The organism is Mycolicibacterium chubuense (assembly GCF_001044255.1).
Lineage (GTDB): Bacteria > Actinomycetota > Actinomycetes > Mycobacteriales > Mycobacteriaceae > Mycobacterium > Mycobacterium chubuense.
This window is the reverse complement of the sequence record NZ_JYNX01000053.1, coordinates 416-10,678: the sequence shown is the minus strand read 5'-3', so window position 1 is coordinate 10,678 and position 10,263 is coordinate 416. Positions and strand designations below refer to the sequence as shown.

At 70.2% G+C, this 10,263-nt stretch carries 11 protein-coding genes and 1 pseudogene; 2 read left to right on the top strand and 10 right to left on the bottom strand.

Annotated features, from left to right (window positions below):
* From MCHUDSM44219_RS17320 to MCHUDSM44219_RS17280, 9 genes and pseudogenes are all read right to left on the bottom strand, one after another.
* Positions 1-209: pseudogene (locus MCHUDSM44219_RS17320) on the bottom strand (hypothetical protein); the annotation flags it as partial.
* Positions 206-1,336, bottom strand: a complete 1,131-nt coding sequence (locus MCHUDSM44219_RS17315) for a glycosyltransferase family 4 protein (protein WP_048419502.1) — start codon at positions 1,334-1,336, stop codon at positions 206-208. The gene MCHUDSM44219_RS17315 and the pseudogene MCHUDSM44219_RS17320, both read right to left, overlap by 4 nt.
* Before the next feature lie 10 nt (positions 1,337-1,346).
* Positions 1,347-2,300 carry a phosphatidylinositol mannoside acyltransferase gene (locus tag MCHUDSM44219_RS17310; protein ID WP_048419501.1) on the bottom strand — a complete coding sequence of 318 codons (954 nt, stop codon included), beginning with the start codon at positions 2,298-2,300 and terminating at the stop codon, positions 1,347-1,349.
* Positions 2,297-2,968 (bottom strand): phosphatidylinositol phosphate synthase, encoded by a 672-nt coding sequence (gene pgsA / locus MCHUDSM44219_RS17305; protein ID WP_048419500.1) that lies wholly within the window; start codon positions 2,966-2,968, stop codon positions 2,297-2,299. The genes MCHUDSM44219_RS17310 and pgsA overlap by 4 nt, the downstream gene beginning before the upstream one ends.
* Positions 2,965-3,513, bottom strand: a complete 549-nt coding sequence (locus MCHUDSM44219_RS17300; protein WP_048419499.1) for an ATP adenylyltransferase — start codon at positions 3,511-3,513, stop codon at positions 2,965-2,967. Before MCHUDSM44219_RS17300 ends, pgsA begins: the two co-directional genes overlap by 4 nt.
* A 1-nt stretch (position 3,514) precedes the next feature.
* Positions 3,515-5,584, bottom strand: coding sequence for a threonine--tRNA ligase (gene thrS / locus MCHUDSM44219_RS17295; protein ID WP_048419498.1), 2,070 nt, complete (start codon positions 5,582-5,584; stop codon positions 3,515-3,517).
* A 76-nt stretch (positions 5,585-5,660) separates the two neighbouring features.
* A complete protein-coding gene (locus MCHUDSM44219_RS17290) occupies positions 5,661-6,089 on the bottom strand; it encodes a TIGR02611 family protein (protein ID WP_048419497.1) in 429 nt (142 codons plus the stop codon).
* Positions 6,086-6,715 (bottom strand): PaaI family thioesterase, encoded by a 630-nt coding sequence (locus MCHUDSM44219_RS17285; protein ID WP_048419496.1) that lies wholly within the window; start codon positions 6,713-6,715, stop codon positions 6,086-6,088. The genes MCHUDSM44219_RS17290 and MCHUDSM44219_RS17285 overlap by 4 nt, the downstream gene beginning before the upstream one ends.
* Before the next feature lie 21 nt (positions 6,716-6,736).
* A complete protein-coding gene (locus MCHUDSM44219_RS17280; RefSeq protein WP_048419495.1) occupies positions 6,737-7,588 on the bottom strand; it encodes an aldo/keto reductase in 852 nt (283 codons plus the stop codon).
* Between the two features lie 37 nt (positions 7,589-7,625).
* Between MCHUDSM44219_RS17280 and MCHUDSM44219_RS17275 the strand changes: the two genes are divergently transcribed.
* Together MCHUDSM44219_RS17275 and MCHUDSM44219_RS17270 are read left to right on the top strand one after the other, a co-directional pair.
* Positions 7,626-8,123 carry a DUF1990 domain-containing protein gene (locus MCHUDSM44219_RS17275; RefSeq protein ID WP_048419494.1) on the top strand — a complete coding sequence of 166 codons (498 nt, stop codon included), beginning with the start codon at positions 7,626-7,628 and terminating at the stop codon, positions 8,121-8,123.
* Positions 8,124-8,233: 110 nt separating this feature from the next.
* Positions 8,234-8,953: a GAF and ANTAR domain-containing protein gene (locus MCHUDSM44219_RS17270; protein ID WP_082162258.1), complete on the top strand. Its 720-nt coding sequence runs from the start codon at positions 8,234-8,236 to the stop codon at positions 8,951-8,953.
* Positions 8,954-9,000: 47 nt separating this feature from the next.
* Here MCHUDSM44219_RS17270 and MCHUDSM44219_RS29805 read toward each other — a convergent pair whose 3' ends face one another.
* The gene (locus MCHUDSM44219_RS29805) at positions 9,001-10,149 is read right to left on the bottom strand and encodes a hypothetical protein (protein ID WP_131722323.1); all 1,149 of its coding nucleotides are present in this window, start codon (positions 10,147-10,149) and stop codon (positions 9,001-9,003) included.
* Between the last annotated feature and the right edge of the window lie 114 nt (positions 10,150-10,263).

The following is a 10,263-nucleotide window of genomic DNA, read 5'->3' as shown; positions in this document are numbered from 1 at the left end:
GACGGATCGACCTGACCGGTGCGCGGATCGGCGATGTTGTCGCGGCCGTTGTTGGCCGTCCACAGCGCGCCGTCGAGCGCCTGCCAGGACAGGTCGTAGCGCACGTGCAGCCGGTCGAGCCGGTTGGCGGTCTGGAACGCCCACAGCGCGACCAGCAGCACCGCCGCGACCAGCAGCGCGATCAGCACCGCGGTCACCCACGGGATCACGTGGCGACCTGCACTTTGACGCCCGCGCCGGCGACCGTCTCGTAGACCCGCATGATCTGCCGGGCCACCACCGACCAGTCGTAGCGCTGCACCAGATCGGTGGCGCACTCGATGTAGCGCCCCCGGCGGGCGTCGTCGGCCAGCATGTCGATCAGCCCCGCCGCCAGCGCATCGGGATCGTCGACGGCGACCAGCCGGCCACCGCGCCCGTCGTCGAGCACCCGGCGGAACGCATCCAAGTCGCTGGCGACCACCGCGGTTCCCGCCGCCATCGCCTCCACCAGGACGATGCCGAAACTCTCGCCGCCGGTGTGCGGCGCGCAGTACACGTCGGCGCTGCGCATCGCCGACGCCTTCAGCGCGTCGTCGACCTGCCCGAGGAACCGCAGATGGCCCGCCAGCGGCCCGGCCGTCTCCCGCAGCTCGTCCTCGTCACCGCGCCCCACCACCAGGATCTCGACGTCACCGAACCGCTCGACCACCGCGGGCAGCGCACCGATCAGCACGGCCATGCCCTTGCGCGGCTCGTCGAACCGGCCGAGGAACAGGATCGACCGGCCCGGGCGCGGATAGCCGTCGAGCAGCGGAGCCGTGGCGAACGACGCGACGTCGACGCCGTTGGGGATCTCGACGGCGTCGCTTCCCAGCGCCTCCATCTGCCAGCGCCGCGCCAGGTCGGACACCGCGATCCGACCGACGATCTTCTCGTGCATCGGGCGCAGGATCGGCTCGAACACCGACAGGGTCAACGACTTCGTGGTCGAGGTGTGGAAGGTCGCCACGATCGGGCCCTCGGCGATGTTCAACGCCAGCATCGACAGGCTCGGAGCGTTCGGCTCGTGCAGGTGCAGCACGTCGAAATCGCCCTGCTGCAGCCACTTCTTGACCTTGCGGTGCGTCGCCGGACCGAACCGCAAGCGCGCGACGGACCCGTTGTAGGGAATCGGGACGGCCCGCCCGCCCGACACCACGTAGTCGGGCAGCGACGCCTCGGCGTCCGGCGAGGCCGGCGCGAGAACGCTGACCTCATGCCCCTGGGCGTGCATCACCTCAGCGAGCTGCAGCACATGGGACTGCACCCCGCCGGGCACGTCGAAGGAGTACGGGCAGACCATGCCGATGCGCATCAGCCGGCCCTCACCCGGACCCGGGGTCGGCCCCTGCGCTTCGCGCGGGGTCCCCGGGTTCCAGCCCGTCGGCGAGCCGGGCCCGCCGCTCGTCGGACAGGTCGGCCACCCACTGCGGCTGCATCATGTGCCAGTCCTCGGGATAGGTGGCGATGTTGTCGGCGAAGCGGTCGGCCAGCGCCTGGGTGATCGCGGTGACGTCGCCCGAGGAGGTGTCGATCTCTGAATACACCTTGGTCCCCCAGCCGTCGCCGTCGAACCAGCAGTGCGCCGGAAACAGGGCCGCCCCGGTCGCCAGGGCCAGCTTCGCCGGACCCGCGGGCAACCGGGTCGGCTCCCCGAAGAAGTCGACCTGCACCCCGCGGCGGCTCAGGTCCCGATCCGCCATCAGGCACACGATGCCGTTGTCCCCCAGCCAATCGCACAGCACATCGAACGGCGGACGCTCACCGCCCGACGACGGCACCACCGTGAAGCCCAGACTCTCGCGGTAGGCCAGGAACCGGTTGTAGAGCGACTCGGGCTTGAGCCGCTCGGCGACGGTCGCGAACGTGCCGAAGTTCTGGGCGAGCCACACCCCCGCCATGTCCCAGTTTCCGCTGTGCGGCAGCGCCAGGATGGCCCCGTTGCCCTTCTCCAGCGCCGTGAACGCCATGCCGATGTCGATCACGTCCAGCCGGCGGCCCAACTCGTCGTGATCCATCGACGGCAAGCGGAACGCCTCCCGCCAGTACCGGGCGTAGGAGGCCAGCGACGCGCGCATCAAGTCGTCGGGCACCTCGGCCGGCGTCGTACCGATCACCCGGGCGAGGTTGCGGCGTAGCTGATCGGGGCCGCCGTCGCGCGCGGCGTACCAGGCTCCGGCGGCAAAGGCGTTGCGCGCCACGATCTCCGGGGCCGCCCGGACCAGGCGCCAGCCCGCCGCGTAGCCCCAGTCGCTGAGATGCTCGCCGAACGGGATCATTGCTCGGTGGTCTCGGGCTTCTCGACGGGCGCGGCGGGCGGGATCGGGTCCATCGCACCGGTCGACACGCGCACGCTGTGCAGCCGCTGACCGACAGTCAACACGCTGGTCACGGCGAGCACCCACATGGCCACCGGCAGCAGCCACGGCATCGGCAGGAACCACAGATCCGACAGACCCGCGCCGACCAGGACGATCACCAGCCGCTCGGGCCGCTCGATCAGCCCACCGTCACCGGACAGGCCACTGGCCTCGGCCCTCGCCTTGATGTAGGAGATGACCTGCGAGGACACCAGGCAGATCATCGTCGCGACCACCAGCGAGGTGCTGTGCAGCCCGAACGCCGCCCACCACAGCAGGCCGCAGAAGATCGCGCCGTCGCTGATGCGGTCGCACGTGGCGTCGAGCACCGCGCCGAAGCGGGTGCCGCCGCCGCGTTCGCGCGCCATCGCCCCGTCGAGCATGTCGGCGAGCACGAACACGAACACCGTGAAGGCGCCCCACCACAGCTGCCCCATCGGGAACAGCGTCAGCGCGCCCAGCACCGAACCGGCGGTGCCCAGGATCGTCACACTGTCGGGCGTCAGACCCAGCCGCAGCGCGCCTTTGGCCGCGGGACGCGACAGCTTCGCGTACGCCGCCCGGGTCATCAGGTAGAAGTCGCTCACGACTGCTTGTCCCATTCACGCGCCAGCAACTCACGGGTGTCGCGCAACAACTGCGGCATGACCTTGGAGTCCCCGATGACGGTGATGAAGTTGGCGTCACCGCCCCACCGGGGCACCACGTGCATGTGCAGGTGCTCCGAGAGCGAGCCCCCCGCCGAGGTGCCCAGGTTCAGCCCGACATTGAAACCGTGCGGCCGCGACACCGCCTTCATCACCCGAATCGCTTTCTGCGTGAACGCCATCAGCTCCGCGCTCTCGGCCTCGGTGAGGTTCTCCAGCTCGGCCACCCGGCGGTAGGGCACCACCATCAGATGCCCGGGGTTGTACGGATACAGGTTGAGCACCGCGTACACCAGTTCCCCGCGCGCCACCACCAGACCGTCCTCGTCCGACATGTTGGGGATGTCGGTGAACGGTTCGGACGACGCGGCCGACCCGGGCTTGACGGCATCGACGATGTAGGTCATGCGGTGTGGCGTCCACAACCGCTGCAGGTGGTCCGGCTCGCCGACCCCACGGTCTACGATCGTGTCGTCGGGCTCCACGTCACCCCTCGCCTACTCGGGCATCAACGGCCACGAGATCCGCTGTCGGCGCGGCGTTTTCGCGCCGTCGCACCCAGTCCACGATCGTCTGCACCGCCGCGTCGCGCGGAACACCGTTGATCTGCGTCCGGTCTCCGAACCGGAATGAGACCGCTCCCGCCTCAACGTCACGGTCTCCGGCCAGCAGCATGAACGGCACCTTCTGGTTCGTCTGGTTGACGATCTTCTTCGCCATCCGGTCGTCGCTGGCATCCACCTCGGCGCGGATGCCGTGCGTGCGCAGCGCGGCCACCACGTCCTGCAGGTAGTCGACGTGACCGTCGGCGACCGGGATGCCGACCACCTGAACCGGCGCCAGCCATGCCGGGAACGCACCCGCGTAGTGCTCGGTCAGAATGCCGAAGAACCGTTCGATCGACCCGAACAGCGCGCGGTGGATCATCACCGGCCGCTGCCGGCTGCCGTCGGCGGCGGTGTACTCGAGGTCGAAGCGCTCCGGGAAGTTGAAGTCCAGCTGGATCGTCGACATCTGCCAGCTGCGGCCCAGCGCATCCCGGGCTTGGACGGAGATCTTCGGCCCGTAGAACGCCGCGCCACCCGGATCGGGAACCAGCTCCAGGCCCGACGCCGCCGCCACCTCGGCCAGCGTGTTGGTGGCCTCGGTCCAGATCTCGTCGGAGCCGACGAACTTCTTCGGATCCTTCGTCGACAGCTCCAGATAGAAGTCCTCGAGGCCGTAATCGCCCAGCAGCTCCAGGATGAACTGCAGCAGCGAGGTCAGCTCGTCACGCATCTGGTCGCGGGTGCAGAAGATGTGGGCGTCGTCCATCGTCAGACCGCGCACCCGGGTCAGACCATGCACCACACCGGACTTCTCGTAGCGGTACACCGCGCCGAACTCGAACGCGCGCAACGGAAGTTCGCGGTAGGAGCGGCCACGGGCCCGGTAGATCAGGCAGTGCATCGGGCAGTTCATCGGCTTGAGGTAGTAGTCCTGGCCGGGCTTGCGCACCGAACCGTCCTCGTTGAACTCCGCGTCGATGTGCATCGGCGGGAACATGCCGTCGGCGTACCAATCGAGGTGACCGGAGGTGTGGAACAGCTGCGCCTTGGTGATGTGCGGGGTGTTAACGAACTCGTAGCCCGCCTCGATGTGCTTGCGCCGCGAATAATCTTCGAGCTCGCGGCGCACGATGCCGCCCTTGGGGTGGAACACCGGCAGGCCGGACCCGATTTCGTCGGGGAAGCTGAACAGGTCGAGCTCGACACCCAGCTTGCGGTGGTCGCGGCGCTGGGCCTCCTCGAGCAGTTCGAGGTGGCGGTCGAGCGCCTCCTGGGACTCCCAGGCGGTGCCGTAGATGCGTTGCAGGCTGGCGTTCTCCTGATCGCCACGCCAGTACGCCGCCGAGCTGCGGGTCAGTTTGAACGCCGGGATGTACCGCGTCGTCGGAATGTGCGGGCCGCGGCACAGATCGCCCCACTCCCGTTCGCGCGTACGGGGATTGAGGTTGTCGTAGGCGGTGAGCTCGTCGCCCCCGACCTCCATGACCTCCGGGTCGTCCGCACCGGACTTGTCGTCGATCAGCTCGAGCTTGTACGGCTCACCGGCCAGTTCCTCGCGGGCCTCCTCCTTGGAGGCGTACACCCGTCGGGAGAACAGCTGGCCGTCCTTGACGATCTGGCGCATCCGCTTCTCGAGTGCCTCGAGGTCTTCGGGCGTGAACGGCTCGGCGACGTCGAAGTCGTAGTAGAAGCCGTCGGTGATGGGCGGACCGATACCGAGCTTCGCGTCCGGGAACAACCCCTGCACCGCCTGCGCGAGCACATGCGCGGCGGAGTGACGGATCACGCTGCGGCCGTCATCGGTGTCGGCCGCGACCGGCTCCACCTCGACATCGGCGTCGGGCACCCACGAGAGGTCGCGCAGCCGTCCGTCGGCGTCGCGGACCACGACGACGGCGTCGGGCGCGCCGCGGGAGGGCAGCCCGGCGTCGCGAACCGCCTGCCCTGCGGTCGTCCCGGCAGCGACCCGGATCGGGGCTGCTGGGGCGGGGCGGGCGGGCGCGCTCATGACGGGTTCTCCAAACGGTCGGGGTGTTTCGGGGCGGGTCGGGTTCTGACCGCGACCATGCTATCGGGGCCGGGCCTCACGACCCGATACCAATGGGGCTTTGCAGCCAGGGCTGCTCGAGGCCGACCAGCCGGGCGGCGAGGTTGAGCGCGCCGAGCAGCCACAGCGTGCCGACCACGACGGCGACGGTGAACACCGCCCCCAGGATCTGCACCCACAGCCCCTGGCGCTTGAACCAGTCCATGACCTTGTCGTAGCGCTCCCGCACCCGGGCCAGCAGCCGGCGGGCCCAGTCGAACTCCGTGGCCAGGATGCCCAGCCCGACGAACACGATCGCCCAGCCGGGGCCGGGATACGGGATGGCGACGATCCCGATCGCGAAAATCAGGGTCCCCACGACACCGACCCCCACGCGGTAGGCCAGGTCGGCGGCCGGCCGTTCCCGCAGCCGGTCGCGCCAACGGGCCCACCGGCGGGTGAGCGCGCTGCGGCGGCCCTCGGTCACGGCTGACCCGGCTTGAGTTTGACGAACAACGAGTGCGCCTCGGCGAGGACGTCGTCGCCGTCGAGCAGACGTCCCGACACGAAGATCTTCCGGTCGACGATGTCATCGATACCTGCTTCGACCTGCAGCTGCCGTTCGACCGGCACGATCCTCCGGTAGTCGACGTGCAGGAACGCCGTGCGCTGGGCCCGGCTGCGGCTGAGTTTGAAGGCCGTGAAGCCGAGCAGGGAGTCGAACAGATGCGCGATCGTCCCGCCGTGCGCGGCACCGTTACGGCCGAGGTGATAACGGCGGAAACGGGCGGTGCCGCGGATGCGCTCGTCGTCGGTGACGTGCAGATCCACCGGCACCTGCAGGATGTTGCCCCGGTTGGGCAGGTCCATCCGCCGTCCGGACGGTGACGACCATTCGTCGGCGTCGTAGGGCGCGAGCAGTTCGGACACCTTCTCTATCAGCGCGGCGGCCTCGGTGATGACGTCGTCGGGCGCATCGGCGGCGCGTGCATGGTCCTGCAGGGAGCGCACCGCCTCGATGAACCGCCCGTAGTCCGGCCCGCCACGGTTGGTGGGGCGCGGCGGATTGAACCCGCCGCCTACGTGGGTGTCGACGGAGTCGTTGGCGCTCACCCGCTCACCGTATTGGTTGACTCAGCTCTGGGTTGCCCCGGCGTTGCTCAACGTGTCGAATTCGGCGTCGCTCAACTCGATCTGCCCGGCGGCGACGTTCTCCTCGAGGTGAGCGACCTTCGACGTGCCGGGGATCGGCAGCATCACCGGCGAGCGCTTGAGCAGCCACGCGAGCGCCAGCTGCGACGGTGTGGCGCCATGATCGGCGGCGATGCGCTGCAGCGGACCGTCAGCGGCGGCCAGCGGACCCGCCGCCAGCGGGAACCACGGGATGAACGCGATGCCCTGTGCCTCGCACGCCTCCAGCACCGGCTCGGCGGAACGCACCGTCAGGTTGTACATGTTCTGCACCGACACGATCGGCGCGACCGCGCGGGCGGCCTCGAGCTGGTCGGCGTCGACTTCCGACAGCCCGATGTGGCGGATCTTGCCCTCCTGCTGAAGCGCGAGCAGCTCACCGACCTGGTCTTCGGCGGGAAACTTGTCGTCGACGCGGTGCAGCTGAAACAGGTCGATGGTGTCCACACCGAGGCGGCGCAGGCTCATCTCGCACTCTTGACGCAGGTAGGCCGGGTAGCCGAGCACCGGCCACTGGTCGGGACCGGTGCGCAGCAGGCCCGCCTTGGTCGCGACCACCACGCCGTCGTAGGGGTGCAGCGCCTCGCGGATCAGCTCCTCCGAGACGTAGGGCCCGTACGAGTTCGCGGTGTCGATGAAGTTCACTCCGAGCTCCACAGCGCGCCGCAGCACCCGCAGACATTCGTCGCGATCGGCCGGCGGTCCCCACACGCCCTTGCCGGTCAGGCGCATCGCGCCGAAGCCGAGCCGGTTCACGGTCAGATCATTGCCCACAGTGAGTGTCGCGGAGGTCACCGCACCGACGGTACGCCCGCGATGCGAAGCTGACGGGGTGAAGCTGAGCGACCTGAGCGGCCGGCCGCTGACCTACGCCGAGGTGGGTGCGACCGCCGGCTCGCCGCCGCCGGGCTACCGCTTCCTGCGGAGGACCTCGGTGATCGGCCGTGGCCGCGCGCGTTTCGAGCAGGCAGCCGCAGACGGCATGCGCTTCGGCATGCTCCGCGGAGCCGGGGTGCGGGTCGAGGCGACGACCACCTCGGCCGAGGTCGGCACCGATGTGCTGGGCCACCTGGGCCCGGTGCCCGCCCCGTGCCGGGTGGTCTACGTCGTCGACGAACCCGACCGCCGCGGATTCGCCTACGGCACCCTGCCCGGCCACGCCGTGCGCGGCGAGGAATTGTTTCTCGTGCGCTACGAGCCCGCCACCGGCGACGTCGTCGCCGAGGTCGCCGCCTTCTCCCAGCCGGCGACGTGGTGGAGCCGGCTCGGCGCGCCGGTGACCGGAGTGCTGCAACGGCTGATCGCGGACCGCTACCTGCGGGCCCTCTGAACGGCCGGTCAGGCGGGGTCACGGAAGTGACATCGCCATGCCCAGGTGATCCACGGTGGTCAGCGGTAGATTGAGGACCCAAATTGACGCAAGAAGTATGGACGGTGGCGGTGAACGATCAGCCCGACCTGGAGGCGACCCATCTGCGGGTCGCCGAGCTCGTGCAGGGGCTGCACAACAGACCTGATACCGACGCCGAAACGGTGATCGCCGAACTGGCCGAGAACGCCGCGGTGGAGATTCCGGGCGCGCAGCACGCGGGCATCACGTTGACGCGGAATGCCCGCAACATCGAGACGCCGGCGGCGACGTCGCACTGGCCGGTGTTGCTCGACAAGATCCAGCAGCGCTACCGCGAGGGGCCGTGCCTGACCGCGGCATGGGAAGAGAAGACGATCCACGTGGCGAATCTGGAGACCGAGACCCGGTTTCCGAACTACCGTCGCGACGCGCTCGCCGAGACGCCGATCCGGTCCATCATGGCGTTCCAGCTGTTCATCGCCGGCGAGACGCTGGGCGCGCTGAACGTCTACTCCGAGCAGCCCGACGTGTTCACCCCCGAGTCGCGAACCATGGGCCTGATCTTCGCCGCTCACTCGTCGGTGGCGTGGAACTCGGCGCGCCGCGAAGAACAGTTCCAGCGAGCGCTGTCGAGCCGCGACATGATCGGGCAGGCCAAGGGCATGATCATGGAGCGCTACCGCGTTGACGCGGTCCAGGCGTTCGAGGTGTTGCGCAAGCTGTCCCAGGATTCCAACGTGCCTCTGATCCAGGTGGCCACCGACCTGGTGGCCGGCGCGCAGTCAGAGAACGGCCGACAGGACGCGTGAGGGGCCTGGCTGAGCGACTGACTCAGCCACGCCGCCCCCGCACTTGATTACTGCCCGTCCCACCGGTCGCGGCGGTCGCCTGCCGGGGTGGCTCCGGTGACCGGCGCGCGAGGCACGTCGGCGTTCACCGGACCCCGGGCCGAATCGCCCTGCGTCGCAGACCAATCCGTTCCGACACAGAGAAGGTCGGACGGTACCGGGATCTCGTTGGGCAGCGGCACCGGAAGGCCGGGGATGGACGGCAGGTTCAGCGGCGAGGGCGAGATCAGGTTGGACACCCCCGTCGCCAGCAACGGGGTCACCGTGTCCGGGATCCCCGGACCGCTCACCGAGACGGCTCCGGGCACACCCGGTGCCGGTGCCGGCGGCGGCGGTAGCAGGCCGATCACCGACGACGCGCTGTCCTGCACGGTCCGCAGCACCCCGGGCGGGGTCAGCAGATCGGCGACCGTCATCGAATTGCCAGGGGTTCCCGGGATCGGCGAGGACGGAACACCGGTGTTGACGCCGACCGAGGACGGCGGGGTCGGCGGTGTGCCCGGCACATTCCCGGGGACGTTGGCTGCGACCGGCACACCCGGTGTGCCCGGGGTGGGGGGCGTCGCAGCCCCGGCGGGAACCGTCACGCCACCACCCGGAACTGGCGGCACCGGCGGCGTCGCAGCCCCAGCGGGAACCGTCACACCGCCACCGGGAACCGGCGGCACCGGCGGCGTCGCAGCCCCGGCGGGAACCGTCACGCCACCACCGGGAACCGGCGGCGCCGGAGGCGTCACCACACCCGCGGGAACCGCGGCAGCCCCACCCGGAACCGGCGGCGCCGGAGGCGTCGCAGCCCCGGCGGGAACCGTCACGCCGCCACCCGGAACCGGCGGCGCCGGAGGCGTCACCACACCCGCGGGAACCGCGGCAGCCCCACCCGGAACCGGCGGCGCCGGAGGAGTCACCACACCGGCTTCGCCGAACACGGGGGCACCGGGAACTCCGGGTGCGGCACCTGGGGGGCCCGCGACTGCGGCCGCGGCTTCGACCGGGGCGCCTCCGCCGACGCCGGGTCCGGCAGAACCTGCGGCAGCGGCGACCGGGGCACCTGCCCCGGGCGCGCCACCCGGCACGGCTGCGCCGGCGTCGCCGACGATGGGCGCACCCGGCATGCCCGGAGCCGGGGGTGTCGTCAGGCCGGCCTCACCGACCACCGGAGCACCCGGAGCACCCGGAGCAGGAGGCGTCACAGCACCGCCCTGACCGGCCACAGGAGCACCCGGGGCACCGGGAGCCGGAGGCGTCGGCAGCCCAGCCTCAGTAACCAC

Coding starts and splice junctions, on each gene's coding strand:
- MCHUDSM44219_RS17315 (WP_048419502.1), bottom strand. CDS start 1,336: ATGCGCATCGGCATGGTCTGCCCGTACTCCTTCGACGTGCCCGGCGGG.
- thrS (WP_048419498.1), bottom strand. CDS start 5,584: ATGAGCGCGCCCGCCCGCCCCGCCCCAGCAGCCCCGATCCGGGTCGCT.
- MCHUDSM44219_RS17310 (WP_048419501.1), bottom strand. CDS start 2,300: ATGATCCCGTTCGGCGAGCATCTCAGCGACTGGGGCTACGCGGCGGGC.